The organism is Corynebacterium comes (genome assembly GCF_009734405.1).
Taxonomy (GTDB): Bacteria; Actinomycetota; Actinomycetes; order Mycobacteriales; family Mycobacteriaceae; genus Corynebacterium; species Corynebacterium comes.
The window spans coordinates 1553657-1578896 of sequence record NZ_CP046453.1 but is presented as its reverse complement, the minus strand read 5'-3'; the positions used below and the strand labels follow the sequence as shown (position 1 = coordinate 1578896).

Here is a 25240-nt window from a genome sequence, read left to right as displayed (position 1 = left end):
TGCGGTTAGTGTTGGGGGACGATCTCTCCGGCACGGAAAAGGTGAAGCATCATGACCACCCCCAACGACCCTCAGCAGCCAGACTATGGTGCCTACCAGTACCCCACGGGCTCCCCGGAACCTCTGGCCGGTCAGACCCCCTCCTATGGCGTCACCCCCTCTGGTTCCACCGGGGCGACCGGTTACGCCGGTGTCGGCTCATCCTGGGCGATGGAGGAGGAACGCAACCGCGTTGCCCCCTGGGCACTGGGCCTGGGCATCCTGGCCCTCGTCATGGGCCTCAGCCTGATTCTCACGGGCCTGGCGTTCATCGCCGGCGGCATCGGCCTCATCGTGGCGATCATCGCCATTGTGCGCGGCCGGAGGATCAACGGCCCGGGTCGCCGTACCGCCATGTCCGTCACCGGTCTGGTCCTGTCTGCGGTGGGAATCATCCTGTCCATCGTGTTCTGGGCCGTGGTCACGGCGGTGGTCACCCAGTCAGGCATCAGTGAGTGCGCGGGCCTGACCGATCCGGACTCGCAGCGCATATGTGTCGAGGATGCCCTCAGCGAGTGGACCAACCCATGACGTCAGTGCTGGCGTCGCGTACCCACAGCGCCCAGTCCAGCAGATACATCGCACCTGACGTCGCCCGTGGCCTGGCGCTGCTGGGCATCGCCCTGGCGAACATCCCCACCGCCTGGGCTTTCGCCCAGAACGCCGACTACGCCAGTGACTTCGGTGGCGTCTACGGCACAGGTACCTGGCTGGAGAACCTGGCCGTGGTCTTTCACACCATGTTTGTCCACGTCCGGGGTCTGCCGATGTTCACCACTCTCCTCGGGTTCGGCGTCGGCCTGATCACCCTGAGCCTGTGGCGCCGTGGTTTTCCGGTGAAGAAGGCGCGCTTCATGCTGTGGCGCCGTTATCTCCTACTCGGCGCCTTCGGTGTCGCACACCTGGTGCTGCTCTTCTTCGGGGACATCATCGTGCAGTACTCGCTCACCGCGCTGATCCTCATCGCCATGATCTCGTTCCGCGACCGCACCCTCATGATCATCGCGTGCGTCCTCCTCGGACTCACCATCGCCTACTCCATGGTGATGTCCGTGGTCGCCCTCTACTTCCCGGAATTCATGGTGATGGACGGCAGCATCATCGGTCTCGGCGCCACGGAGTCCTACCTGGAGTACGTCGCCACCAACGGCATGTTCCTGGGCGTCACCCTCGCAGGTATGCCCATGACGGCGGTGGCGCTTCTGTCCGTCATGATCATCGGCTTCGTGTGGGCCCGTCAGGGGGTGCTTGCCGACGTCGCTTCCCACCTCACGCTCCTCCGCGCCTGGGTCGCGGTCGCCGGCGTGGTGGTTCTGCTCGTCGGCCTTCCGTGGGGTCTGGCCGCCATCGGAGTGCTCCCGCCCGCGTGGGAACTGCCGCTGAGCCTGCTCAACACGGGTGTCGGTATGCTCACCGGCCCCGGCATCCTGGCACTGATTGCACTGATCTTCCGTGGTACCGAGGAGCAGATCACTCCGGCCACCCGGGCCTTCGTGGCGCTGGGCCGACGCTCCATGAGCGGTTACATCCTGCAGTCGGTGCTTTTCCTCCTGATCACCCAGCCCTTCACCCTCAACTGGGGGCCCACCGCCGGAATTCTGGGGCAGATGGGCATCGCCCTGGTCGTCTGGTTCATCACGCTGATGTGGGCCCTGGCGTGGGATCTCCTGGACTGGCCCGGTCCCGTCGAATGGGCCCACCGCCGGTTGGCCTACGGGCGGGAGGGCCTGCCCGCCACCTACCGGCCGAAGCAGCTGTCCGCCTGAACCCGTCCCTTCGAGAGGCTGTCGCAGCGCTTGTCGACGCCCCGCAACGCCAATCGGCCCGGCTCCCTGAACAGGGAACCGGGCCGATGCGGTCGTACGAGAAGCGGGCGACTAGTCCAGGTAGTCGCGCAGGACCTGCGAGCGCGAGGGGTGACGCAGCTTGGACATCGTCTTCGACTCGATCTGACGGATGCGCTCACGAGTGACGCCGTAGACCTGGCCGATCTCGTCGAGCGTGCGCGGCATGCCGTCGGTCAGGCCGAAGCGCAGACGAACGACGCCGGCCTCACGCTCGGACAGGGTCTGCAGGACATCCTGCAGCTGGTCCTGCAGGAGGGTGAAGGAGACGGCGTCGACGGCCACGACAGCCTCGGAGTCCTCGATGAAGTCACCGAGCTGGGAGTCACCCTCGTCGCCGATGGTCTGGTCCAGGGAGATCGGCTCACGGGCGTACTGCTGGATCTCGAGGACCTTCTCCTCGGTGATGTCCATCTCCTTGGCCAGCTCCAGCGGGGTGGGCTCGCGCCCGAGATCCTGGAGGAGCTCGCGCTGGATCCGGCCCAGCTTGTTGATGACCTCGACCATGTGCACCGGGATGCGGATGGTGCGGGCCTGATCGGCCATGGCCCGGGTGATGGCCTGACGGATCCACCAGGTGGCGTACGTGGAGAACTTGTAGCCCTTGGAGTAGTCGAACTTCTCTACGGCGCGAATCAGACCGAGGTTTCCTTCCTGGATGAGGTCCAGGAAAGCCATGCCGCGGCCCGTGTAGCGCTTGGCCAGGGACACCACGAGTCGGAGGTTGGCCTCCAGCAGGTGGTTCTTGGCCTTCCGGCCGTCGCGGGCGATGGCACGCAGGTCACGCTTGACGGCGGGGGTCAGCTTCGCGTCCTTGTCGCCGGAGGCGAATGCGTCCTCCATCTGCTCCATGCGGTGCTGCGCGTAGAGGCCTGCCTCGATGCGCTTGGCCAGGGACACCTCCTGCTCGGCATTGAGCAGGGCGACCTTGCCGATCTGCTTGAGATAGGCGCGGACGGAGTCCGCGGAGGCGGTGAGCTCAGCGTCCTTGCGCGCCTGGCGCAGGGCGGCGGACTCGTCCTCATCCCAGACGGAGGCGCCTTCGTCCTCTTCCTCCTCGTCCTCCTCCTCGACCTCGGCGACCGCACCAAGCTCGACCTCGCCGAGTTCCTCCTCCTCGAGGGTGACCTCGTCGAACTCGACCTCCTCCGGCTCGACCTCCTCCGTCTCGACCTCGCCGACCTTCAGCTCGTCGACCTCGGTCGCGACCTTGGTGGTCGCCTTCGTCGCCTTGCGCACGGTCTTCTTCGCGGTCTTCTTGACTGCGGTGCCGGTGGTTGCCTTCACCGCCTTGCGCACGGTTTTCTTGACGACCTTGCGGGCCGTCTTCTTGGCCACCTTCTTGGCGGCCTTCTTCACCGGAGTGTCGGCGGCCGACGCAGCGGTCGTCTCCGTGTTGTCAGTCGCTGCATTGCCTGAAGAATCGGTGGCTGCCACGTACGCCCTTTCGACTTGCCTACTAGTCCATGTGGGGACGGGGACACTGCCCCGGGACCCACATTAGTGACGCAGTGGAATCTACTGTCATCACGATCGACCGCCCAGTATAGAGCAATTGATCCGGGATGGTTCACACCCGCCCCTGGTATGAGCTCCCGGGAAGGTTCCTAGGGTCTCAGGTGTGCTGCCACCGCCATGGCCGCTCCGACGATGCCGGCACGGTTGCGGAGGCGGGCGGGGAAGACCGGCGTGTCGACGCTGAGGAGTGGCACCCATCGCTCGTGGTCCCGGGAAATTCCGCCGCCCACGATGATCACGCCCGGGTTGAGCAGGCGCTCGTATTCTTTGAGCACCCGGGAGACACGCTTCGCCCACTTCTTGAAGCTCAGCTCATCCCGGTCCTTCGCAGCGGAGGACGCACGGGCCTCCGCCTCGTACCTGCCGATCTTCATGTGCCCGAGCTCGGAGTTGGGGAACAGTCTGCCGTCGATGAGAAGGGCGGAACCGATGCCTGTGCCGAAGGTGAGGAAGAGCGCGGAGCCCTCACGGGCACGCGGATCCCCGAAGGCCACCTCGGCGATGCCGGCGGCGTCCGCGTCATTGAGCACGCTGATCTCCCTCCCGCCGAGGTGGCGGTCGAACAGTTCATGGACGTCGGTGCCGATCCAGGAGGGGTCGATGTTGGCGGCGGTCTGCGCCACCTGACCACGGATGACCGACGGCAGGGTGATCCCCACGGGGCCCGACCATTCCGAGGTGCGCAGGATCTCCGCGACCGTCGCAGCCACGGCCTCCGGAGTCGCGGGCTGCGGAGTCTTGATCTTGATCCGGTCGCCGACGAACTCGCCGTCGTCCATGTTCACGCGGGCGCCCTTGATGCCGGAGCCGCCGATGTCGATACCGAAGCCGATATTGGTCATGGGGCCCAGCATACAAACTGCAGGCACAATGGGGCCATGACTTCACATGATCCTGTCGAGCTCCGTTCCATCGCGATCGACGTCGCCACCTCCGCGGCTGAGCGCATCCTGGCCAAGCGGGCCGAGCTGGCCGGGCACGGGGACATCCGCCAGTTCGCCACCACCAAATCCTCGGCGGAGGACCCGGTGACGATCGTGGACACCCTCGCGGAGGACTTCATCGCCGACAGGCTCGCCACGCTGCGGCCCGCGGACGGGATCATCGGGGAGGAGGGGAGCGAGAGGGCGTCGGAAAGCGGCGTGTCCTGGTTGGTCGACCCCATCGACGGGACGGTCAACTTCCTCTACGGGCTGCCCGAGTATGCGGTGTCCGTCGCCGCGGCCGTCGACGGCGAGGTCATCGCGGGTGTGGTGGTCAACGTGCCGCGTGGTGCGGTGTATTCGGCGGCGCTCGGGCACGGCGCGACCGTGTCCCGGGACGGCGAGGTGCACACGCTGCACTGCACGGCTGCCGCCGATCCCGCGCTCGCGCTGGTGGCGACCGGTTTCTCCTACTCCGCCCACTGGCGCGGGCAGCAGGCCGAACTGCTCACCCGGCTGTTGCCCAGGGTCCGTGACATCCGCCGCATGGGCGCCGCGGCCCTCGACTTCTGTCGCGTCGCCGAAGGCACCGTCGACGCCTTCTACGAGCACGGCCTGCACTGCTGGGACTTCGCGGCCGGGTCGCTCATTGCGCGGGAGGCCGGCGCCGTCGTGCACACCCCCCGCTTATCGACGCCCGGTTCCGCCGGCGAGCCCGTCTCTGTCGCCGCAGGCCCACTTGCCCCGCAATGGGCGGAACTGCTGGAATCCGTTGGTGCGTGGCATTCGTTGAAACGCTAGAAAACCCCCATCTGACCTGGGGGTATGACAGGGGCTCAATTGTGGCTTAATATCCGGCTCGAGACTACGCACATCGTCCCTTTCTGCAGGGCCGACCTACACGTTAAGGATGTACGAGCAATGGCCACCGATTACGACGCACCGCGCCGCCGGGCAGAGGACGAACTGGACACTGATTCCCTCGAGGGCCTGAAGGCCGCCGAGAGCCAGAGCCCCGGCATCGATGACGACGGCGACATCGTCGAGCCCTTCGATCTGCCGGCAGTGGACCTCTCCGGCGAGGAACTCAATGTCACCGTCGTTCCCAAGCAGGCCGACGAGTTCACCTGCTCCGTCTGCTTCCTGGTTCAGCGACTCAACCGCCGTTCCCATATCGAGCCCGACGGTTCGGAGGTATGCCTGGACTGCGCCTAGGCGCCCGGGGTTGTCCGCCCGGTCGAGGTCCCTCGGGGTCCCGGCCGGGCTTCTTCGATTCCGGGGACTTAGGGCCGGTACTTCGACAGGGAGGAGTCGGTCTGCTCCGGCAGGAACGCTTCGAGCAGGGCCTCAGGGTTACGCGTGCTCACGAGCCAATAAGGGGTGGAGTCCTCGGGGTCATCGAGCACCAGCATCACCATTTCAGGGATCCAGCCGTGCGACACGACGAAGGCCGCGGGGTCCAGCTGCCTGCCCATCGCGTTGCGCTTCGCGGTGGAGGGCACCGCCAGGGAACGCGACACCACTTTGTGCGGCAGGTTGGCTGATTTCACCGACAGCCAGCGGGTGCCGTCCGGATCCTGTTCGACGGTGAGCACCGTGGAGGACCAGCTCAGCAGTATCCACGCGGCGACCGCGGAGAGGACGGTCATCGGGATGATGAACCACCAGATGTCGCGGTTGAGGTAGAACTGCAGAGACGTCAACGCCACGAGGAACAACGCCATGAACCACCAGTAGAGGGGCACCCACTGACGCTCGCGGTAGAGCGTGCGGGGGGAAGAGGCAGAATCAGCGGAACCTGTGTCACTCACGATTGAACACTCTATCGTATGGGTAGATTTGGACGACGTGACCTACATGAGCGAATTCAGTCCCGTGCGCATCAAGCGACTCGACAAGGACCTGCCCCTGCCCGCCCGTGCCCACCGCGGTGACGCGGGCGCCGACCTCTACTCCGCCGAGGACCTGACCCTGGCGCCGGGGGAACGCCGGCTCGTCGGCACCGGCGTGGCCCTGGCGCTGCCGCTGGGCACGGTCGGGCTCATCCACCCGCGTTCGGGCCTGGCTGCGAAGCAGGGCCTGAGCATCGTCAACGCGCCCGGCACCGTGGACGCGGACTACCGGGGGGAGATCAAGGTCTCCCTGATCAATCTCGACCCCGCCACGCCGATCGAGATCAGCCGGGGCATGCGCATCGCCCAGCTGGTGATCCAGAAGGTGGAGCTGGTCGACTTCGAGGAGGTCGAGGACCTCGACGAGACCGTCCGGGGAGCCGGCGGTCATGGCTCCACCGGAGTCTCCTGAGCACCGGTACAGTAGTCCCCAACTCGACTGAAGGAGACGATCCAGGCATGGCACTGTGGCCATTCGGCAAAAATAAGGACGCCCAGCCGGCAGACGGCCCGCATTCCGCCGCTGAGCCGACGTCGACCTACAGCGATGCACCGCCGGAGGTGCCCGCGGACGTCGCTACGCCCGCGCACGACGCCATCCACGGCGACACCGGCCCGTTCGACGGTGACGCCGTGGACATCGCAGACTTCGATTTCTCGGACTTCTCCCAGGGCGTCCTCGACCTCGGCTCCATGAAGATTGCGCTGCCGCGCAACTCCCAGGTGCAGGTGGAGATGGGGGAGCAAGGCCCGAAGATGATCCACATCGTCACCGAGTTCGGCCGCATCACCCCGGTCGCCTTCGCCGCACCGAGATCGGCCGGCCAGTGGGCGGAGTCGACGGAGCAGATCTCCCAGGGCATGATCGGCGACGGCCTGACCGTCGACATCGAGCAGGGCCCGTGGGGCGCCGAGGTCGTCGGCCTGGGCGAGCACGGCGTCATCCGCGTCATCGGTGCGGAGGGGCCCCGCTGGATGCTGCGCATGACCACCACGGCCCCGCACGAGAAGGCCGAGGGACTGCGTGAACTCGCCCGCGAGATCACCGCCCGCACCTTCGTCTACCGCGGCGAGGACCCGGTTCTCGCCGGCAACTCACTGCCGGTCGTCCTACCGCAGCAGCTTGTCGCACAGGTTCAGCAGGCAGTGCAGCAACGCGCCCAGGACCTCCGACGGGCAGAAGCCCAGCAGTCGGTCCAGCAGCCGGTCCAGGCGCAGCAGGCCGCCCGGTCCGAGGAAGAACAGTCCATCGATGACACCGCCCGGGCCCTCCGCGACCTCGCGGACGGCTCGGGGACAGACACCACGCAGAAGTAGTGGGCCGCCCTGGCCGTGTCCGGGATTCCCGTGAGACGGCCATGGACGGGTATCGTCACTCTTTTCACGTTCTTCATGGTCAAGCGCGCCAGGCGCGTCATGAAGTCAGCCGAACTCAAGGAGCCTTCACCGTGACCGAACTCGAACGGGATCAGACCCGGGAACTCACCATCACCCGGATGGCCCACGGTGGCGAGGGCATCGCAGAACTCGACGGCCGCGTCGTCTTCGTCAGGGGCGCATACCCGGGCGACGTCGTCGACGCCACCATCACACAGGTGAAGAAGCGCTTCGCCCGCGCCGAACTCGACCACGTGTCCACGCCGGGCCCGCTCCGCGTCGACCAGTCCTGCCCGGCCGCGGCAGCCGGCGCCGGCTGCTGCGACTTCGGCGACCTCGACCCCGCCCAGGAGACCGGCCTCAAGGCGGACATCCTGATCGGCCAGCTCACCCGTCTGGGCCGGGTGGCGGACGTGCCCACCCCGGAACTGATCAACCTGGAGCCCGCGCGCGGTTGGCGTACGCGGGTGCGGCTCGGCGTGGATAAGCAGGGACGCGCAGGCTTCCGGGCCCGCTCCTCGCACGACGTCGTCCACATCCCCTGCACCCAGGTCGTGCCGGGACTCCTCGACGGCCTCGTGGGGGAGAACGCACGCCTGTTCACCCCGGGCGCCGAGGTCGTCGCCGTGCTGGATTCCGAGGGTGTCCGCCACGTGGTGGAGACTCGTAAGGCACCCCGCGGCCGCCGCGTGGAGAAGGTCACCGACGTCCTCGAGGGCACCGGAACCGTCACCGAGCGCGCCGATGACCACACGTTCCGCTTCCCCGCCACCGCCTTCTGGCAGGCGCACGTGAAGGCCCCCGACGCGTACACCGGCGTGATCCGTCGGTGGTTCAGCGACCTGGGTGCCTCCGAGAACAAGGTCGGCTGGGACCTCTACGGCGGAGTCGGCCTGTTCGTCCCCGCCCTGGCCGACTCCCTCGGCGAGGGAGCCACCATCCACTCCGTCGACTACTCCCCGGCGGCCGCCGAGCTCACCCAGGATTCTCTGGAGCCCTACGGACTCAAGGTGCACGACGCCCTGGTGGAGAAGTCAATCGAGACGCTGCCCACCCCCCGCGTCGTGGTGCTGGATCCGCCCCGGACGGGTGCGGGCGACGAGGTGGTCGCGGGCGTCGCGAAGAAGCAGCCGGAGCGGATCATCCACATCGGCTGTGACCCCGCGACCTTCTCCCGTGACGTCGCCGCCTGGGGTGAGAACGGCTACCGCATCGCGCGCCTGGCCGTCATCAACGCTTTCCCCGGCACCCACCATTTCGAGGTCATCGCTGAGCTCACGCGCCCGTAACACGGTCGTGTGGGGGGTCCGGCGGGAGGCAGGTAAGATGATCGAAACTGTTACCGAGGTCGAAGGAGACGCGCAGACAACGATGGGTACTCTCAGTGGACTGTCGTCGCCAGCCGACCTGAAGGCGCTGTCAGTGGAGCAGCTCGAGGAACTCGCGGATGAGATCCGGCAGCTCCTCGTACAGAAGGTCTCCGCGACCGGTGGCCACCTCGGGCCCAACCTCGGTGTCGTGGAGCTGACAATTGCGCTGCACCGGATATTCGACTCGCCCGACGACCCGATCATCTTCGACACCTCCCACCAGAGCTACGTCCACAAGATCATCACCGGGCGGGCCGGGAAGTTCGACACCCTCCGCCAGAAGGGCGGCATCTCCGGCTACACGGCGCGCGGCGAATCCGAGCATGACTGGACCGAGTCCTCCCACGCCTCGGCCTCCCTGTCCTACGCTGACGGACTGGCCAAGGGGTTCCAGCTCACCGGCCGGAAGGACCGCAACGTCGTGGCCGTCGTCGGCGATGGTGCGCTGACCGGCGGCATGTGCTGGGAGGCGTTGAACAACATCGCCTCCGGCAAGGACCGCAACGTGGTCATCGTGGTCAACGACAACGGTCGTTCCTACTCGCCGACCATCGGCGGCCTGGCGGACAACCTCGCCCACCTGCGCATGGAACGCTCCTACGACGAGATCATGGAGCACGGCCGGAAGACCCTCAAGTCCATGGGCTGGGTCGGGGAGCGCGCCTTCGAGGCCCTCGCGGCCTTCAAGGAGGGCGTGAAGTCCCAGATCATCCCCACCGAGATGTTCCCCGAGCTCGGCATGAAATACGTCGGTCCGGTCAAGGGCCACGACTTGAAATCTCTGCTTCATGCGCTCACGTACGCCAGGAACTACGAGGGTCCGATCATCGTCCACGCCGTCACCGAGAAGGGCCACGGCTATGCCCCGGCGGTCAACGACGTCGCCGATCAGATGCACGCCACCGGCATCATGGACCCGGTCACCGGCGTCGCCCTCTCCACGGCCAAACCCGACTGGACCAGCGTGTTCACCTCCGAGGTGCTCGCCGCCGCCGAGTCGCGCGACGACGTCGTGGCGATCACCGCCGCCATGGCCGGCCCGACCGGACTGGCGGCCTTCGCCGAGCAGTACCCCTCCCGCTTCTTCGACGTGGGCATCGCCGAGCAGCACGCCGTCACCTCGGCCGCAGGCCTGGCGCTCGCCGGCATGCACCCCGTCGTGGCGATCTACTCCACGTTCCTCAACCGTGCCTTCGACCAGCTCCTCATGGATGTGGCACTGCTGGACCTGCCCGTCACCTTCGTCCTCGACCGCTCCGGTGTGACCGGTTCGGACGGCGCCAGCCACAACGGCGTCTGGGACATGGCGCTGACCACCATCGTCCCCGGCATCCGTATCGCCGCACCCCGCGACGGCGCGCAGCTGCGGGAACTCTTCCGCGAGGCCCTCGACGTCTCCACCGGACCCACCGTCGTCCGTTACCCCAAGGGCGCCCTGCCGCAGGAGCGCCAGGAACTCATGCGTCTGGAGGATGGCGTGGATATCCTCCACTACTCCGACACCGATTCCTCGCTTCTCGACGTCCTCATCGTCGCCGTCGGTTCCTTCGCCTCCCTGGCGCTGTCCGTCGCACCCCGGCTGGAGGAGCTCGGCCTCAACCTCACCGTCGTCGACCCCCGCTGGATCGCACCGGTCCAGGCCTCCCTCATCGGGCTCGCCGACGACCACGACCTCGTCGTCGTCCTCGAGGACGGCGTCATCCGCGGAGGTGTGGGCTCCCTCATCTCCGAGGCACTGTCCGCCGCAGAAGTGGACACTCCCGTCCGCCGCCTGGGCTTCCCCTCCGTGTTTCCGCTCCACTCCACCCGCTCCGAACTTCTCGCCGAGGTCGGCCTCGACGCAGACGGCGTCGTCGACTCGATCGCGGGCTGGCTGGATGGCCTGATGTTCGATGCAGACGAGGCCGGGGCCTGACCCGCCGCTCTTCTCCTCCTCTAGGGAGGGCGACGTCCGGGGATCCCTTTCGCTATGATCTGGGTTACAGTCCCGCGGCGCCGGGTTCCGGTGGCCGCCGTCCCATCCACTGACCCCCCGGAGGTCATCATGGCGCTTGTGCCCAACAACTCCCTCCTCACGGACACTCCCGAGCAGGGCCGCGAGCTGGCCATCATGCTGGCGAGGAAGACGATCGGGGCGATCCAGCCCGACGCCCGGGTCCGGGAGACCCTGAGGCCGGGTTACGCCACCAACGCGGATTCCCTGGTCATGGCGGGACATGTCGTGGCCATCGAGTTCGCCACTGTCGCCGCAGCCAACAACTACTGGCGCGACTAGCGGAAGAGCGTCTCCGTCAGGATCGGGGCGGTCAGTTCAACCTGCCAGTTGCGGGCCTGGTAGTCGCGCAGGACATCGGGAAGATCGAGGGGCGAGCGGATCTCGCGGCCGACGGTCGCGCCCCAGGCGACGGTGCGCAGGACGGCAGGTTTGAGGATGTTCTCGACGGGGATGGCCAGGTCGGCGGAGAGATCGTCGAGGAGCGTGCGGGCGTTGGAGAAGCGTTCCCAGGAATCGGGGTGCTCGGCGGCCCAGGTCTGGCGTGAGGGCAGGCCGCGGGGTGGGCGGTCGCGGGTGGGCCAGGTGCGGGGGTCGGACTCCAGCGCGCGTTGGATGATCTCACCCCAGAAGCGGACTTCGCTACGGCGGAAACCCTTCACGCGGACGAGTTCGCGGGCGGTGCGTGGCAGGAGGCGGGCGATCTCGATGAGCACCTTGTTGGGCAGGATGCGGGAGACGGCGCGGTCCTCCTCCACGGCGATGGACTCCCGGATCATCCACAGTTCACGGGCGACGGCGAGCTGTTCGGGCCGGGTCAGCGAGGCCACCCCGCGTACCGAGCGCCAGGTGGCTTCGGCGGGGCCGGTGATGGTGGAGTGGGTGTTGCGGATGTATTCGAACTCCTCGGAGGCCCAGTCGAGTTTGCCCTGGTTGTCCAGGATTTCAGCCATGGTGTCGCCGAGTTCCAGGAGGAGTTCGACGTCGAGTGCGGCGTAGGCGAGCCAGTTGGCGGGCAGGGGGCGCTGGGACCAGTCCTCGGCGCCGTGGCCTTTGGCGAGGCGGACGTCGAGTAGCAGCTCGGTCATGGCGGCGAGGTTGACGTGGTCGAGGCCCGCGAGGCGGCCGCCGAGTTCGGTGTCGAAGAGCGAGCCGGGGTAGAGGCCCAGCCACGCCAGCGACGGGAGGTCGGAGGGGGCGGCGTGGAGTATCCAGTCCTGGCCGTTGAGGACGGGTGCCAGTGCCGCGGTGAATTCCGTGCGGTGGCCCTCCGGGTCGAGGAGGAAGGTGCCGACGTCGCGGCGGCGGATCTGGACGAGGAAAGCGCGGTCGTCGTAACGGAAGCCGGAGGCGCGTTCGGTGTCTATCGCCAGGGGCCCCTGCCCGGAGGCCAGCGCGGCGGCGGCCTCCCGGAAGGAGGCGGGCGTGGAGAGGACGGGAGGAATACCGTCGCGGGGGGTGGTGAGATCGTGCGCCATGATTGTCCAGCCTAAACCAGGCTCTAACCCAGGCGGGTGATGCCCTCGGGTGGCAGGCCGGCCACGTTGGCCAGAACGCGGGAGAAGGCGAGTACGTGCGGGGCGAGGTCGAGGGCGGAAGCGGTCCAGGATGCCCGCATCTCCAGCTGATGGGCCCGCGGCGGGCCACCGATCTCCCCGAAGCGGACGGAAGCTGTGGCTGTCACCGTGCCGCCGAGGTTGGTGTGCTCCGCGCCGGTGCCGGAGAGGCCTTCGGTGAGCCACTGCCAGGCGACGTCCGGAAGCATGGGATCGGAGGCGACCTCATGGTCCATGTCGGCCTGGATGTAGGCGACCAGACGCATCGCCCCTTCCCAGGCTTCCTCGGCACCGGGGTCGTGGAGCAGAATCAATCGGCCGAAGGCGTCACCCTCGGCGGCCTGCTCGTCGATGGAGCGTTCCACCTCGAGGCCGATCGCGTGACTGAAAGGGGCCAGACGCTGCGGTGGACGGATCGTGCCGAGGGTGATCTCGGGGCGTAACCGGGCCGCATGCATCGACTCGACGGCCTGCGTGAACGCGGGCGGTGTGCTGTTACCGTTTCCGGTGTCACTCGCGCGGTTCAGAGGCGTCGGGGAGGAGGAGGCGTCTGGGGTGAACACGCCTCAAATAAACCACGCCCACCGCCTCGTCGGTGGAGGCGCGCCGTGGGTTGCCTCCAGCAGGGAGTTCCAACTTATGATGGATGGCACCGCCGTTCTCCACGGCAAAACCAGGAAAGAGGTTTTTGTGAGCAAACTGAACTTTGACGAGCTCAACAGCATGCAGCGCTACACCCAGTTCGTCACCTTCCGGGCCATTCCAGGGGCGCTGGGCAACGAGCGCGAGCAGGTCATCTCTGAGGCGCAGGCCTTCTTCACCGGCCTGGCGGAGGAGGGCACCGTGGTGGTGCGCGGCATCTACGACGTCTCCGGCATCAACGCCGAGGCCGACCTGATGATCTGGTGGCATGCCGAGCAGTTCGAGGACCTGCAGGCCGCCTATCAGGGTTTCCGGCGCACCACGGTGTTCGGCCAGGTGCTGGAGGCCACGTGGTTCGGTACGGGCCTGCACCGGCCGGCCGAGTTCAACCGCTCGCACCTGCCCTCGTTCATCATGGGCGAGGAGGCCGAGGCCTGGATCACCGTGTACCCGTTCGTCCGCTCCTTCGAGTGGTACCTGCTCGACCCGCAGGAGCGCCGCCGCATCCTCGCGGAGCACGGCCAGGCGGCCCGTGATTTCCCGGATGTGCGCGCCAACACGGTGCCTGCCTTCGCCCTGGGCGACTACGAGTGGATGCTCGCGTTCGAGGCACCGGAGCTGCACCGCATCGTCGATCTCATGCACAAGATGCGCTACACGGACGCCCGCCTCCATGTGCGCGAGGAGACCCCGTTCTTCTCCGGCCGCCGCGTGGCGGACATCGGGGAGATCATCAAGGTTCTCCCGTAGCCTGCTTCTCGACGCCCGCCCGGAACCTGAACTGGTCTCCGGGCGGGTTTTTTCTACTGCTCTTTCGGCTCCAGCTTGAGGGAGAGGGAGTTGATGCAGTAGCGCAGATCGGTGGGGGTGTCATAGCCCTCGCCCTCGAAGACGTGCCCCAGGTGCGATTCGCAGTTGGCGCACACAACCTCGATGCGGACCATGCCGTGGGAGACGTCACGGCGTTCGATGATGCGGTCGCCGGCCAGGGGCGAGAAGAAGGAGGGCCAGCCGCAGTCGGAGCCGAATTTCTCGGTGGAGCGGAACAGTTCCGCGCCGCACGCCCTGCAGGAATAGACCCCCTCGGTGGTGGTGTCGGTGTACTCGCCGACGTGAGGCGGCTCGGTGCCGGCCCGACGGAGGACATGGAACTCCTCAGGCGTCAGACGCTTCTGCCACTCGGTGTCGCTGATCAGTTTGAAATCGGTCATGCTGCGAGTCTAGCGATTCCTCCCGCCACCAGACCAGGGCACAGCTGGTGACCACGGTCAGCATCATGGCCCAGCCGATCGTCGGATGGAAGAAGTCGAGCCACCGGGAGAGGTCGACCTGCCTGGCGGAGTTGAAGGAGTCCGGGGTGAGGAAGAGGTAGGCCGCCAGCCAGGCGGGCCAGGTGTGGAACACGCTGGTGCGCTGCAGGACGGTGAACATCATCGGGAACAGCATCATCGAGTAGTACATCTGGCCCAGGGAGGACAGGAAGAACACCCCGGCCAGCAGGAGCCCGCTCGTCGTGGTGGCCCACAGGAGAGGGTCGGTGTAGCGCCAGCGCAGGAGCACGAGGACACCCACCGCGACGATGGCGGCGAACAGCAGCCAGATCGCGGTCTCCAGAACCGGAGGCATACCGAAGTAGACGGCGGCGCCGGAGAGCGAGGAGTTGGCGTAGTCGCGAACCTCACCGAGGTAGGGAACCAGACGGCCGAGGTAGTCGGAGGCCCCCGGCACCAGCGGCCACGCGGCCAGGTTGAACCCCACCGGGACGATGATCCCGCCGAATACCGTGCGCCAGTCGAGTTTCACCGCGGGCAGGAACAGCAGGGGAGCGAACTGCGGCTTGATCAGGATGGCCAGGCCGATGAGCAGCCCCGCCGACCAACCTCTGCCGCTGAGCAGGAGGGACAGGAAACCGACGAGCGCCAGCAGCAGGATACCGTTGATGTTGGAGAAGATCAGGGTGTTGCGTACGGATTCGGTGAGGAACGCCACCGTGATCGCCGTGGGCCACACGAAGCTGCGCAGCGAGTAGCCGAACATGCGGGTGAGCAGGGCGAGCGCGCCGATGACGGCCGCGGCGTTGGCGATGATGAAGGCCGTGCGGGCGGCGTCGACATCCGTCAGCCAGCCCAGCGGCGTCAGCAGGAGTGTGGCGCCCGGGTTGTACAGGTAGTGCGGATCCACGTGATGGTAAATCTCGTTGTACACCGGCACACCCTCGATGGCCCGGCGCACAGCGGAGTACACGGTGGTGAAATCATCGGTCACTGATCCGTTGAGCGCCAGCACGAACACCCGGTGGAGCACGAGCACCACAGCCAACGGCCAGGCGATCGCCCGCCCGATGTTGTCGAACGGGGTCCGGCGATGCTCCCCCGACGACGGGGGAGGATCGGTCAGCGGGGTGCGGGCAACCCACAGGTTCTCGAGTCGGGTCGTCGGCGAAGTCACGCGGATTACCCTACCGCAGCCCCTCCGGGCCCCTGCGGTAGCGGAGGAACAGGGTTCCGTCGTCCGTCGCGGAGTGGTGTTCGAGAGTCAACCATCTGTTCACGTCATGGACCAGATGCTTGTCGACGGGCCCCGATATCAGCGGCGCCACCGTCAGATGCAGCACATCGACGAGATCGGCGGCGAACATCATGTTGAAGACCCCGGGTCCGCCCTCGCACGCGATTCGCCTGAGCCCACGTGCGTGGAGTGCCTCGATCATCTCCTGCGGGCTGTCCGCGGGGATGAGCTCGGCGGGGGAGAGGTTCGAGGGGGCGTGGGCCAACGAACTGCGGGGCGTGAGGATGAGTGCATCGGACGGGGGGCGGTCGCCGAGCTGCAGAGTGCGGGAGATGATGGCCATCTGCGATGCGCGGGTCCCTGCGTAGTTCTCCGCGATGAACGTGCGTGCGCCGACGAGGACGACATCCGCCCAGTCACGCACGGCGAGGAGCAGTTCCCGGTCAAGTTCGTTGCCCAGGCCACCAGACCGGCCGTCGAGGGTGAGGGAGCCGGTGAGTGAGGAGATGGCGACGGCCCGGAGTTCCGGCCGGCCGGGCGGCAGAGTGGGGCCGATGATGTCAGACAACATGGCCCAAGAATAGCGAAAACGGAGCCGGTACAGGACCGGCTCCGTTTCATTGAGCGGATGACGAGACTCGAACTCGCGACCCTCACCTTGGCAAGGTGATGCGCTACCAACTGCGCTACATCCGCGTGACGTTCCATCAGGAACCTCAGTGCGCGATACTGGGATTGAACCAGTGACCTCTTCCGTGTCAGGGAAGCGCTCTCCCGCTGAGCTAAACGCGCTTGTACTGCGAGGTGGAAACGGGAATCGAACCCGTGTGCACGGTTTTGCAGACCGTTGCCTCACCACTCGGCCATTCCACCGTGGCGTTACCGCCTCAGGTACTTGTCTAAACATACCAGAGCGGATGACGAGACTCGAACTCGCGACCCTCACCTTGGCAAGGTGATGCGCTACCAACTGCGCTACATCCGCAAAATAAGAGGGACGTGTCCCTCAGTGCGCGATACTGGGATCGAACCAGTGACCTCTTCCGTGTCAGGGAAGCGCTCTCCCGCTGAGCTAAACGCGCGGGTTCATTTCTTACCGATTGGCCCGGTGAAATGAGAGCGGATGACGAGACTCGAACTCGCGACCCTCACCTTGGCAAGGTGATGCGCTACCAACTGCGCTACATCCGCATGCACCCGGCTACCGGCTTGTGACCGTCGCTGTGGTGCGGTTCAAAACATTATCCCCAACAGCTGTTGTATTACAAATCGCCAGGTGGGGGCGTTGATCGGATGCCGCCGGGCGGCCCCGGGCGTCGACGGTGAATTACGCCGGTGTCATTCAGGGGGGTCCGGGGCGTGGGCGGTGGGGAAGATGTGCATGATGACCTGCGGATTAGGCCCTTTCACTTTCCTGTGTGTAAAGTTCTTAAGCGCACACAAGGTCCTATGGCTCAGTGGAAGAGCGTTCCGTTCACACCGGAAAGGTCGCTGGTTCGAACCCAGCTAGGACCACTTCAGTTACACCCCCTCACGGCCGGATATCCGGCTGTGAGGGGGTGTACGTGTTTCCGGTCGAGGTATAGGATCCTCGGGGTGAGCAACACCCGGCGGTCGCACCTGCCGCATCTCCGGCCCACCGCAGCCGTTGCGCTGGGCTTTCTGGCCGTCATCCTCTCCGGGGCGACCGTCCTCGCGTCCCCGTGGGGCACCGCAGCCGGGCGGTCCACGCCGCTTGTCGACGCCCTCTTCACCGCCACCTCCGCCGTCAGCCTCACCGGGTTGGTCACGGTGGACACCGCCTCGCACTGGTCAACTCTGGGACAGGTGACGATCCTGCTCCTCATCCAGATCGGCGGCCTGGGGTTCATGACCCTGGCCTCCCTGCTGGGTCTGCTGCTCGCCGGACGGCTCGGGCTACGCAGGAGACTCGGAGCGACCGCGGAGGGCCGGGGCATCGACCTCGGCGACGTGGTCTGGGTCATCCGCGCGACCATCGCCTTCAGTCTCATCGTCGAGGCGACGATCGCGTGTGTCCTGGCAGTGCGTTTTCACACCGCCTACGAATACTCCTGGGGGCGGGCGGCATGGGAGGGCACCTTCCACTCCGTGTCGGGCTTCAACAACGCCGGCTTCGCCCTCTACTCCGACAACGTCATGGGTTTCGCCCTCGACGCCTGGATCCTGCTGCCCCTGGCCTTCGCGCTGATCATCGGCGGCATCGGCTTCCCGGTGCTGCTCGAAGCGGTCCGCCGGACCAGGGCGGTGATCGGAGGAGGTGCGGTCCGCAGGTGGAGTCTCACCGCGCGTTTCACCTTCGTGGGCACGGTGGTTCTGGGGCTGGCGGGTACCGCGCTGGTGGGACTGGGGGAATGGGACGGTGCCCTGGCGCAGGCGGGAGGGGGCACCGGGTCCGGGGACGGCCCCGGCGCGGGCGTGCGCCTGCTCAACGCCTTCTTCGCGGGGGTCAGTCCCCGTACCGCCGGCTTCAACGCCCTGGACTACGCGGATTTCCACCCCTCGACGCTGTTGGGCACGGACCTGCTGATGTTCATCGGGGGTGGTTCCGGCGGCACGGCGGGCGGGGTGAAGATCACCACTGCGGCTGTTCTGGTGGCTGCGGTGGTGGCGGAGACTCGCGGCGACAACTCCGTGGCGGTCCACGGGCGTGCCATCAGCGGCGACGTCGTGCGCCAGGCCCTGGTCATTCTCACCGGCTCCGTGACCCTGGTCTTCGGCTCGACCATGGCGATACTGTTTCTCGCCCCGACCTTCACCACCGACCAGGTTGCCTTCGAGGTGATCAGTGCCTTCGCCACCGTGGGACTGTCCACCGGAATCACCCCGGACCTGCCCGTGGCGGCCAAGCTCCTGCTCGCCGTCCTGATGTTCGCGGGCAGGGTCGGGCCGCTGGCCCTGGCCACCGCCCTCGCGGCACGCACCCGCGGCCGCTGTTTCGACTACCCGGAGGAGAGGCCCTTCATTGGCTAACCTGTTCACCCGCGGCAACGCCGCCGATTCCACCGCCCCGCGCGGGCCCGTCTACATCCTGGGCCTCGGAAGATTCGGCCGGGCGCTGGGCGAAGAGCTGATCGACAGCGGAGTGGAGGTCCTCGGGGCTGATTCGGACCCGCGGATCGTCCAGGAGCTGGCGGGCACATTTGACCACGTCGTCACCGCCGACACCACCAATCCGGAGGTGCTGCGTCAGCTCGGCGTAGCTGAGGCCACCCGGGTGGTCATCGCGATCGGCCGCCACATCGAGGCCTCGCTGTTGACTGCCTCGGCAGTGATGGAGATGGGCGTGCCCTCGGTGTGGGCGAAGGCGGACAACCTCGCGCACGCCAAGATTCTCGGCCAGATCGGCGTGCACCATGTCATCCGGCCGGAGGCCGACACCGGGCGTCGGGTGGCGCACCTGATGGGCGGCCGGCTGGAGGACTACCTGGAGTTCGAGCGTGGATTTGCGGTGGCGAAGATCGCCCCGCCGGTCGGGGCGCTCCAGCGCACGGTGGGGGAGATCAACGGGCGCCGGGGTAACGCAGTGGAGATTCTCGCCGTGCGTCCTCGTGACGGGCAGTTCCGGCGGGCGGAGACGGAGGACATCCTGCGGGCCGGGGATGTGGTCATCGTGGCGGGGCAGGTCACGGCGATCGAGGAGTTTGCGGCGGATCAATGACCCCGGTGGGCGGGTTTCCGCTCAGCGGCAACCGTGGGCGAGGAAGTCGAAGGCGTCGTCGAGAAGCTCCTGCATCTGCCGGCCGACCGGCAGCTGCTGGCGTCGGGCGGTCTCCAGCGCCGCGGCCGAGGCAGCCAGGCTCACGTTTATCACGGTCAGGGCGCGCAGGGGGGTCAGGGTGCCGCCGGAGCGGGCGACGAGGGCGTCGCGCAGGCCGTCGAAGATCCTGCCTGCACGTTGCCTGCCCTCCGCACCGAGATTGGCCACCACATGTTCACCGAGGGTGACCAGGTTCACGGGGGTGGCCAGATCATCGGCGGGTCGGGCGTAGACGTCGGAGATGATCCGCCGGAGAACGGTGAACGCCGAGTCCCCGTCCGGGGCGTCGGCAACCAGGCGGGCCCAGTCGTCGATCGTCTCCTCCAGGAAGAACAGGTAGGCGTCCTCGCGGGCGGCGAAGTAGTTGTGGAAGGTCCGGGTGGACACCCCTGCCCGCGCGGTGATCGCCGCGACCGTCGCCGCCTCCTCGCCATCGGCGAGCAGGAGTGCCACCGCCGCAGTGGCGAGGTCCCGCCTGGTCTGATGCTTCTTCTCTGCGCGCCGGCCGGTCATCGCCGTAACTCCTCTCACTGTCGGGACGGGACCGCGGCGGTGTCGCGGAGGGACTCATCGGTCAGGGATTCGCCCTCGATGTCAACGCGGGGCAGGATCCGGTCGAGCCAGCCCGGGATGGCCCACGCACGCTCGCCCAGGAGGAACATCGTCGCGGGGATGATGGTCATGCGGACGACGAAGGCGTCGAGAAGCACTGCGGCGGCCAGCGCGAAACCGATGACCTTGATGAAGGGCTCATCCATGAGCATGAAGGCGGCGAAGACGCTGATCATGATCAGGGCAGCGGCGGTGACCACGCGTGCGCCGTGTTTGAAACCGTTCGACGTTGCGTTGCCGGCGGTCTTGCCGTGCGCCCAGCCCTCCCGCATGCGGGTGACCAGGAAGACCTGGTAATCCATGGCCAGGCCGAAGACGATGCCGATGCAGATGATGGGCAGAAAGCTGATGATCGGCTGCGGATCGGCGATGATCCCGCCCCAGCCCTCCTGCCAGAGCGCGACGGTGATGCCGAAGGTCGCCGCGACCGACAGACCGAAGCCCAGGGCGGCGATGAGCGGCACCCACAGCGAACGGAACACCACGACGAGCAGGAGGAAGGCCAGCACCATGATGATGGCCACATAGGGCACCAGGACCTCCGAGAGGCGCTCCGAGATGTCCTCGTAGACCGGGGTGACGCCGGTGACCGCCCAGGTGGCCCCGGTGTCGTCGTTGAAGCGCTCCGCGCCGGCACGGATGTCGTCGAGGACGACGGCGGCGTTTTCGTCTGTGGCGCCATATTCGGGGGTGATGAGGATCTGGGCGGCGTCGCCACCTTCGCTCAGGGCGATGACCTGGGCATTGACCACGCCATCGGTGTCCTGGATCGCTGCCGCGGCGGCACCGTAGGCCAGCGGGCGTTCCTGTTCCGGCAGCTCACCGGCCTCCACGAGGGCGAGCATCGGGGCGTTGCGGCCCGGGCCGAAGGCGTCGTCGATCATCTCGTAGGCGGTGCGGTTGGGTGATCCCGGGGTGGCGGTGCCGTCGGAGGGCATGGCCAGGCGCATGTTGAGCGCGGGGATGGCCGCCAGGCCGAGCACGATGACACCGGCGAGCAGGAAGAGCAGGGGACGGGCACGGATCAGGCGCACCCACTGCAGACCCATGGTCGGTTTCTCGTCCTCGGGGTCCGGAGCCTTGACCAGCGGGGCGCGGCCGGCGAAGACCTTCGTGCCCACTGCGCCGAGGATGGCGGGCAGGAGGGTGATCGCGACCAGCACGGCGATGGCCACGGTAGCTGCGGCGGCCAGTGCCATCGCGGTGAGGAAGGGGATGTTGATGATCCACAGGGCCACCAGGGCGATGATGACCGTCATGCCGGCGAAGACCACTGCGGTGCCGGCCTTGCCCACGGCCAGGCCGGCGAGGTGCGCCCGCTCGACGAAGGGGATCGACCGCAGCTTGTCCGCCAGCTCCTTGGGGGACAGGTCGTTGCCGCCGATGTGGTGGACGAGTTCGTTGCGGAAGCGGGAAAGGATGAAGAGCGCGTAGTCGATGCCGACCGCCAGGCCGATCATCATCGCCAGAGTGGGGGTCATGCTGGAGATGCTGTCGGTGAATGCGGTGGCGGCATAGACGCCGGCGATGCCGATCCCGACGCCGATGACGCCGGTCAACAGGGGAAGGCCTGCGGCGACGAAGGAACCGAAGGTGATGACGAGCACGAGTGCCGCCACGGCGATGCCGATCAGCTCGGAGGTAAAGGACATCTCCTGCATCTGGAAGGCATTGCCGGAATAGGCGATCTTCAGGCCGTCATCGTCGTGCTCGGCGACGATGGCCTCGAAGGCCGCCCGATCCTCGGCCGGGATCTCCATGGCGGAGGGCGCGTCGAAGGCCACCGGGACGGTGCCGGTGGAGCCGTCCGCGGACAGGGGGCCGACAGCCGCGAGGTTGGCCTGGATCTGCTCCGGCGGCATGCCCTGGGCACCAGCCTGCTCGGTCATCTGCTGCTCGAGCCCGGCGGCGGCCAGGACGGGGGAGACGAGGGCGTCGGTCGCGGCCAGTCCGTCGAGTTCGCGCAGGTCCGCCAGGAAGGCGTCGACGTCCCCGGCGACCCGGGGGTCTGCCAGCGTGGCGCCCGCAGGGGCCTGCAGGACGACGGTGCCGGCGGGAGCCTCGAGCTGGTCCTGTCCACCGGGGAAGTAGCCCTGGATCTTCTCCTGGGTGTCCACCGACTCCAGCCCCGGGATGGTGAAGCTGTTGGAGGTGGGCTGCGTCAGCACGGCGGCCGCGGTGCCGGCGCTGAGGATCAGCAGGATCCAGACGGCGATGAACCGCCAGCGGTGGAGGTAGGCGGAACGGCCTAACCGGTACAGGAATGTCGCCATCAGGCGTGGCTCCTCGGCATAGATGTGCGGATGGAAGAAGACCCCGGAGGTGGTCCACCGGGCATGTCGACAATTATTGCACCCGAACTGCAAAAATTTAGAACGTGCGGTGACCGGGTGTGGTCCGCCCCACTGCCGGATGCCGGAAGGTCGGCCCGGTGGCACATTTCACATTCCGACGCCGATGTCGGAATAGTCGCAGGTGGACGCCCGGATTGTGGTTCGGGCGCGCGCCCCGGATGAATAAAACCGCCCTCAGCAGCCGGGCAGCCCGGGAACTATCCGCCATCCGGGTCCGACAGCTCTCGTGATGCCCGCACCGCGCGGGTATCGTATGCCCGAAGATCATCCCGCCCCGCATCCAGAAGGTGAGCAGCAGTGTTCCATGTCCTCCGCACCCGCGCCGTCCGCGGCGTCACCGCCGCGGCGGCCACCGTTCTGCTCGCCTTCTCCGCCCCCGCATCCTTCGCCCACGACCTGGTCATCGGGGGAAACCCCGACAACGAGGAGACGGTCGCCGAGTTCCCCACGGTCATCGAGCTGGAGTTCTCCGGTTACATCAAGGAGGACTTCAACACCTTCGCCGTCTCTGACGTCGCCTCCGGAGAGATCCTCTTCAGCGGCGAGCCGAACGTCGAGGGAAGGCTGGCCAGCCTGACGGTGCCCGAGGGTATTGACCCGGGCGACGGGGATTACCAGATCGGCTTCCAGATCACCTCGGCCGACGGGCACTCCACCCGCGGCATGACCACCTTCACCGTGGGTGAGGGTGACGCGGCTCCGGCCGCCACCGACCGTGGTGCCGGGCAGCCGGAGGACAACGGGGGCGAATCAGCCGGGACGGGACTGCCCGAAGGGCCCCTGACCTGGGTTCTCGCGGGAGTGGGCATACTGGCTGTCCTCGGTGTCATCGTGATGATGATCGCCCGGGGACGACACACCACACAGGAGTAGGAAATGTTCACTCGAGGCCGTATCGCACTGTCAGTTCTCGCCGTCTCCGCCCTCACCCTGGTCGGCTGCGCCTCCGGCGACGAGGACGCCGGAACCACCGCAGCCACCACCGCCGCCGAGACCACCACGACCACCACCGCGGAGGCCGTTGACGCCGCCGAGGGGGTCACCTTCACCGAGGGCGTCGTCCGGGCCAAGGGCACCGACAAGGAGATGACCGGCATCTTCGGCACCTTCACCAACAACACCGACGAGGAGATCAACGTCGTCGGCTTCGACGCGGACTTCGAGGGCGCGTCCTTTGAACTCCACGAGGTCGTGGACGGCGTCATGCAGATGAAGCCGGGCGGCTTCGTCATCCCCGCCGGCGAGACCTACGAGCTCGCGCCGGGCGGCGACCACATGATGATCATGGACTATGTGGACGAGATCCCCGCCGGCGACGTCGTCGACATCACCGTCGAACTCTCCGACGGATCCACCATCGACGTCGAGGACCTGCCGGTCCGCACCATGAACCCGGGCGACGAGAACTACAACCAGGACGGCGGCCTCATGGGCCACGAGTCCGGCGTGCAGGAGCAGGAGCAGGAGCAGTCGGGCATGGAGGAGCAGAACTAGCCGCCGGCCGTACCGTCACCCGCGAAGTACCCGTCAAGAAAGTAGATGACAGCCATGTCCCCGTTGTCCCGTCGTGGTTTCCTCACCGGTCTGTCCGTCACCGCCGGCGGGGCCGCCCTCGTCGGCTGCTCCCGTGCCGTCGAGCCCGCAGCCGGCGGAGCGCCGCAGGAGGGGCAGATCGATCAGGTGGCCGTGGAGACGCGGCTGCAGGATGCGATCGTCCCCTTCGATGGCGTCCATCAGGCGGGCATCGCCACGCCCGCGCAGGCGCAACTCAACCTGATCGGGTTCGCCCTGGTCGAGGGTGTGGACCGCGCCGGGCTCACCCGCCTGATGCGCTCCTGGACCGAGGACTCCCGGCGGTTGTGCACGGGGGAGACACCGTTGGGCAGCCTCGAACCGGAGCTGGTGACCGCCCCGGCGAACCTCACCGTCACCTGCGGCTTCGGGCCGCGCGTCTTCGACGTGATCGGCCTTCCGGAGCAGCGTCCGGAGTGGCTGAAGCCGCTGCCCGGGTACAGCCTCGACCAACTGGACCCGAAATGGGGGCAGACCGACCTGGTGATCCAGGTGTGCAGCGATGATCCACTCATGCTCTCCCACGCCACCCGCCACCTGGTGCGTTCGGGCACGGACTACGCGCGGGTCCGCTGGATGCAGCAGGGTTTCCTCAACGCGGACGGCGCACGCGCGAAGGACCGGACACCCCGTAACCTCTTCGGGCAGGTCGACGGCACCGTCAACCCGCGCGAGGAGGAGGCCTTCGACGAACAGGTGTGGATCCATGACGACGGGCCGGCGTGGATGCAGGGCTCGACGTCGATGGTGATGCGCCGAATCACCATGAACATGGACACCTGGGAGAGGCTCGACCGCACGTCCCGCGAGGAGTCCATGGGGCGCCGCCTGGACAACGGTGCACCCCTGACCGGCGAGAAGGAGTTCGACAAGCCGGACTACGACGCCACCGACAAGTACGGCCTGCCCGTCATCGACCGGCAGAGCCACATGTTCCGCGCGAAGGCGCCCGATGACCATCCGGAACAGAAGTTCCTCCGCAGGCCCTTCAACTACGACATCGCCCCGGAGCCCGGCTCGGAGCAGCTGTCCAACTCCGGCCTGGTGTTCCTGGCGTTCCAGAAGGACCCGGTTCTGCAGTACGACCCCGTCCAGAAGCGCCTGGACGAGGCGGACCGCCTCAACGAATGGATCACCCACATCGGTTCCGCCGTGTACTGGATCCCGCCGGGAACCAGCGCCGACGGACGCGGCCGCGACGCCTTCTGGGCTCAGTCGCTTCTCGACGACGCCTGACCCCGACGTCGCTCCCGGAAGGCGCG

At 67.2% G+C, this 25240-nt stretch carries 25 protein-coding genes and 7 tRNA genes; 16 read left to right on the top strand and 16 right to left on the bottom strand.

Going from position 1 to position 25240, the window contains the following annotated elements; all coding sequences use genetic code 11:
- Positions 1–51 precede the first annotated feature (51 nt).
- On the top strand, positions 52–570 hold the full coding sequence (locus tag CETAM_RS07620; RefSeq protein WP_156228300.1) for a hypothetical protein: 519 nt from the start codon (positions 52–54) through the stop codon (positions 568–570).
- Positions 567–1805 carry a DUF418 domain-containing protein gene (locus CETAM_RS07615; protein WP_197085692.1) on the top strand — a complete coding sequence of 413 codons (1239 nt, stop codon included), beginning with the start codon at positions 567–569 and terminating at the stop codon, positions 1803–1805. Before CETAM_RS07620 ends, CETAM_RS07615 begins: the two co-directional genes overlap by 4 nt.
- A 111-nt stretch (positions 1806–1916) precedes the next feature.
- On the opposite strand, the gene CETAM_RS07610 is transcribed toward CETAM_RS07615, so the two are convergent.
- Both CETAM_RS07610 and ppgK read right to left on the bottom strand, forming a co-directional pair.
- Positions 1917–3320 (bottom strand): RNA polymerase sigma factor, encoded by a 1404-nt coding sequence (locus CETAM_RS07610; protein ID WP_156228298.1) that lies wholly within the window; start codon positions 3318–3320, stop codon positions 1917–1919.
- Between the two features lie 170 nt (positions 3321–3490).
- On the bottom strand, positions 3491–4243 hold the full coding sequence (gene ppgK / locus CETAM_RS07605) for a polyphosphate--glucose phosphotransferase (RefSeq protein ID WP_156228297.1): 753 nt from the start codon (positions 4241–4243) through the stop codon (positions 3491–3493).
- A gap of 36 nt (positions 4244–4279) precedes the next feature.
- Between ppgK and CETAM_RS07600 the strand changes: the two genes are divergently transcribed.
- A complete protein-coding gene (locus CETAM_RS07600; RefSeq protein WP_156228296.1) occupies positions 4280–5125 on the top strand; it encodes an inositol monophosphatase family protein in 846 nt (281 codons plus the stop codon).
- A gap of 120 nt (positions 5126–5245) precedes the next feature.
- Entirely contained in the window at positions 5246–5539 is a 294-nt protein-coding gene (locus CETAM_RS07595) for a DUF4193 domain-containing protein (protein WP_156228295.1), read from the top strand.
- A gap of 68 nt (positions 5540–5607) precedes the next feature.
- On the opposite strand, the gene CETAM_RS07590 is transcribed toward CETAM_RS07595, so the two are convergent.
- Positions 5608–6135, bottom strand: a complete 528-nt coding sequence (locus tag CETAM_RS07590) for a DUF3093 domain-containing protein (RefSeq protein ID WP_156228294.1) — start codon at positions 6133–6135, stop codon at positions 5608–5610.
- 46 nt (positions 6136–6181) lie between these two features.
- On the opposite strand from CETAM_RS07590, the gene dut reads away from it, so the two are divergent.
- From dut to CETAM_RS07565, 5 genes are all read left to right on the top strand, one after another.
- On the top strand, positions 6182–6628 hold the full coding sequence (gene dut / locus CETAM_RS07585; protein ID WP_156229432.1) for a dUTP diphosphatase: 447 nt from the start codon (positions 6182–6184) through the stop codon (positions 6626–6628).
- Positions 6629–6675: 47 nt separating this feature from the next.
- The gene (locus CETAM_RS07580) at positions 6676–7533 is read left to right on the top strand and encodes a DUF3710 domain-containing protein (protein WP_156228293.1); all 858 of its coding nucleotides are present in this window, start codon (positions 6676–6678) and stop codon (positions 7531–7533) included.
- Positions 7534–7664: 131 nt separating this feature from the next.
- On the top strand, positions 7665–8882 hold the full coding sequence (locus CETAM_RS07575; RefSeq protein ID WP_269076370.1) for a class I SAM-dependent RNA methyltransferase: 1218 nt from the start codon (positions 7665–7667) through the stop codon (positions 8880–8882).
- 82 nt (positions 8883–8964) lie between these two features.
- Positions 8965–10878, top strand: coding sequence for a 1-deoxy-D-xylulose-5-phosphate synthase (gene dxs, locus CETAM_RS07570; RefSeq protein WP_156228291.1), 1914 nt, complete (start codon positions 8965–8967; stop codon positions 10876–10878).
- 129 nt (positions 10879–11007) lie between these two features.
- Positions 11008–11238, top strand: coding sequence for a hexameric tyrosine-coordinated heme protein (locus CETAM_RS07565; RefSeq protein WP_156228290.1), 231 nt, complete (start codon positions 11008–11010; stop codon positions 11236–11238).
- Here the strand turns inward: CETAM_RS07565 and CETAM_RS07560 are convergent.
- Positions 11235–12434, bottom strand: a complete 1200-nt coding sequence (locus tag CETAM_RS07560) for an HRDC domain-containing protein (protein ID WP_156228289.1) — start codon at positions 12432–12434, stop codon at positions 11235–11237. The two genes, CETAM_RS07565 and CETAM_RS07560, sit on opposite strands and share 4 nt — an antisense overlap.
- A gap of 23 nt (positions 12435–12457) precedes the next feature.
- Positions 12458–13039, bottom strand: coding sequence for a DUF3000 domain-containing protein (locus CETAM_RS07555; protein ID WP_231587642.1), 582 nt, complete (start codon positions 13037–13039; stop codon positions 12458–12460).
- A 196-nt stretch (positions 13040–13235) separates the two neighbouring features.
- Here CETAM_RS07555 and hemQ point away from each other — a divergent pair, with 196 nt between their 5' ends.
- Positions 13236–13904 carry a hydrogen peroxide-dependent heme synthase gene (gene hemQ, locus CETAM_RS07550; RefSeq protein ID WP_330221212.1) on the top strand — a complete coding sequence of 223 codons (669 nt, stop codon included), beginning with the start codon at positions 13236–13238 and terminating at the stop codon, positions 13902–13904.
- A 53-nt stretch (positions 13905–13957) separates the two neighbouring features.
- Here the strand turns inward: hemQ and msrB are convergent, their stop codons facing one another.
- From msrB to CETAM_RS07505, 9 genes are all read right to left on the bottom strand, one after another.
- Positions 13958–14365: a peptide-methionine (R)-S-oxide reductase MsrB gene (gene msrB / locus CETAM_RS07545; RefSeq protein ID WP_156228286.1), complete on the bottom strand. Its 408-nt coding sequence runs from the start codon at positions 14363–14365 to the stop codon at positions 13958–13960.
- The gene (locus CETAM_RS07540) at positions 14310–15602 is read right to left on the bottom strand and encodes a glycosyltransferase family 87 protein (protein ID WP_197085691.1); all 1293 of its coding nucleotides are present in this window, start codon (positions 15600–15602) and stop codon (positions 14310–14312) included. Before CETAM_RS07540 ends, msrB begins: the two co-directional genes overlap by 56 nt.
- Before the next feature lie 10 nt (positions 15603–15612).
- Positions 15613–16233: a dihydrofolate reductase family protein gene (locus tag CETAM_RS07535; RefSeq protein WP_156228285.1), complete on the bottom strand. Its 621-nt coding sequence runs from the start codon at positions 16231–16233 to the stop codon at positions 15613–15615.
- Between the two features lie 52 nt (positions 16234–16285).
- Positions 16286–16358: transfer RNA gene (locus CETAM_RS07530), tRNA-Gly, on the bottom strand.
- A 24-nt stretch (positions 16359–16382) separates the two neighbouring features.
- Positions 16383–16454: transfer RNA gene (locus tag CETAM_RS07525), tRNA-Val, on the bottom strand.
- A 10-nt stretch (positions 16455–16464) separates the two neighbouring features.
- A tRNA-Cys gene (locus CETAM_RS07520) sits at positions 16465–16535 on the bottom strand.
- 39 nt (positions 16536–16574) lie between these two features.
- A tRNA-Gly gene (locus tag CETAM_RS07515) sits at positions 16575–16647 on the bottom strand.
- A gap of 25 nt (positions 16648–16672) precedes the next feature.
- Positions 16673–16744, bottom strand: a tRNA-Val gene (locus tag CETAM_RS07510).
- A 36-nt stretch (positions 16745–16780) separates the two neighbouring features.
- Positions 16781–16853, bottom strand: a tRNA-Gly gene (locus tag CETAM_RS07505).
- Between the two features lie 252 nt (positions 16854–17105).
- Here CETAM_RS07505 and CETAM_RS07500 point away from each other — a divergent pair.
- From CETAM_RS07500 to CETAM_RS07490, 3 genes are all read left to right on the top strand, one after another.
- Positions 17106–17177 (top strand) — tRNA-Val (locus CETAM_RS07500).
- Positions 17178–17258: 81 nt separating this feature from the next.
- Positions 17259–18653 carry a TrkH family potassium uptake protein gene (locus CETAM_RS07495; protein ID WP_231587395.1) on the top strand — a complete coding sequence of 465 codons (1395 nt, stop codon included), beginning with the start codon at positions 17259–17261 and terminating at the stop codon, positions 18651–18653.
- A 1-nt stretch (position 18654) separates the two neighbouring features.
- On the top strand, positions 18655–19341 hold the full coding sequence (locus CETAM_RS07490) for a potassium channel family protein (RefSeq protein WP_156229429.1): 687 nt from the start codon (positions 18655–18657) through the stop codon (positions 19339–19341).
- Positions 19342–19362: 21 nt separating this feature from the next.
- On the opposite strand, the gene CETAM_RS07485 is transcribed toward CETAM_RS07490, so the two are convergent.
- Together CETAM_RS07485 and CETAM_RS07480 are read right to left on the bottom strand one after the other, a co-directional pair.
- Positions 19363–19953, bottom strand: coding sequence for a TetR/AcrR family transcriptional regulator (locus CETAM_RS07485; RefSeq protein WP_156228284.1), 591 nt, complete (start codon positions 19951–19953; stop codon positions 19363–19365).
- Between the two features lie 14 nt (positions 19954–19967).
- Complete coding sequence (locus CETAM_RS07480) at positions 19968–22325, bottom strand: MMPL family transporter (RefSeq protein WP_156228283.1); 2358 nt, start codon at positions 22323–22325, stop codon at positions 19968–19970.
- 378 nt (positions 22326–22703) lie between these two features.
- Here CETAM_RS07480 and CETAM_RS07475 point away from each other — a divergent pair, with 378 nt between their 5' ends.
- The 3 genes from CETAM_RS07475 to CETAM_RS07465 are packed head-to-tail and all read left to right on the top strand — an operon-like array spanning position 22704 to position 25214.
- On the top strand, positions 22704–23279 hold the full coding sequence (locus CETAM_RS07475; RefSeq protein ID WP_156228282.1) for a copper resistance CopC family protein: 576 nt from the start codon (positions 22704–22706) through the stop codon (positions 23277–23279).
- A 3-nt stretch (positions 23280–23282) separates the two neighbouring features.
- Positions 23283–23900, top strand: a complete 618-nt coding sequence (locus tag CETAM_RS07470; protein ID WP_156228281.1) for a copper chaperone PCu(A)C — start codon at positions 23283–23285, stop codon at positions 23898–23900.
- A gap of 54 nt (positions 23901–23954) precedes the next feature.
- Positions 23955–25214 (top strand): Dyp-type peroxidase, encoded by a 1260-nt coding sequence (locus CETAM_RS07465; RefSeq protein WP_156229428.1) that lies wholly within the window; start codon positions 23955–23957, stop codon positions 25212–25214.
- Positions 25215–25240: the final 26 nt, after the last annotated feature.

Bases quoted from the DNA above. Each gene is read 5' to 3' on its own strand.
- CETAM_RS07620 (WP_156228300.1), top strand. From the start codon at position 52: ATGACCACCCCCAACGACCCTCAGCAGCCAGACTATGGTGCCTACCAG.
- CETAM_RS07615 (WP_197085692.1), top strand. From the start codon at position 567: ATGACGTCAGTGCTGGCGTCGCGTACCCACAGCGCCCAGTCCAGCAGA.
- ppgK (WP_156228297.1), bottom strand. From the start codon at position 4,243: ATGACCAATATCGGCTTCGGTATCGACATCGGCGGCTCCGGCATCAAG.
- CETAM_RS07600 (WP_156228296.1), top strand. From the start codon at position 4,280: ATGACTTCACATGATCCTGTCGAGCTCCGTTCCATCGCGATCGACGTC.
- CETAM_RS07595 (WP_156228295.1), top strand. From the start codon at position 5,246: ATGGCCACCGATTACGACGCACCGCGCCGCCGGGCAGAGGACGAACTG.
- dut (WP_156229432.1), top strand. From the start codon at position 6,182: ATGAGCGAATTCAGTCCCGTGCGCATCAAGCGACTCGACAAGGACCTG.
- CETAM_RS07580 (WP_156228293.1), top strand. From the start codon at position 6,676: ATGGCACTGTGGCCATTCGGCAAAAATAAGGACGCCCAGCCGGCAGAC.
- dxs (WP_156228291.1), top strand. From the start codon at position 8,965: ATGGGTACTCTCAGTGGACTGTCGTCGCCAGCCGACCTGAAGGCGCTG.
- CETAM_RS07565 (WP_156228290.1), top strand. From the start codon at position 11,008: ATGGCGCTTGTGCCCAACAACTCCCTCCTCACGGACACTCCCGAGCAG.
- CETAM_RS07560 (WP_156228289.1), bottom strand. From the start codon at position 12,434: ATGGCGCACGATCTCACCACCCCCCGCGACGGTATTCCTCCCGTCCTC.
- hemQ (WP_330221212.1), top strand. From the start codon at position 13,236: ATGCAGCGCTACACCCAGTTCGTCACCTTCCGGGCCATTCCAGGGGCG.
- msrB (WP_156228286.1), bottom strand. From the start codon at position 14,365: ATGACCGATTTCAAACTGATCAGCGACACCGAGTGGCAGAAGCGTCTG.
- CETAM_RS07535 (WP_156228285.1), bottom strand. From the start codon at position 16,233: ATGTTGTCTGACATCATCGGCCCCACTCTGCCGCCCGGCCGGCCGGAA.
- CETAM_RS07485 (WP_156228284.1), bottom strand. From the start codon at position 19,953: ATGACCGGCCGGCGCGCAGAGAAGAAGCATCAGACCAGGCGGGACCTC.
- CETAM_RS07480 (WP_156228283.1), bottom strand. From the start codon at position 22,325: ATGGCGACATTCCTGTACCGGTTAGGCCGTTCCGCCTACCTCCACCGC.
- CETAM_RS07470 (WP_156228281.1), top strand. From the start codon at position 23,283: ATGTTCACTCGAGGCCGTATCGCACTGTCAGTTCTCGCCGTCTCCGCC.
- CETAM_RS07465 (WP_156229428.1), top strand. From the start codon at position 23,955: ATGTCCCCGTTGTCCCGTCGTGGTTTCCTCACCGGTCTGTCCGTCACC.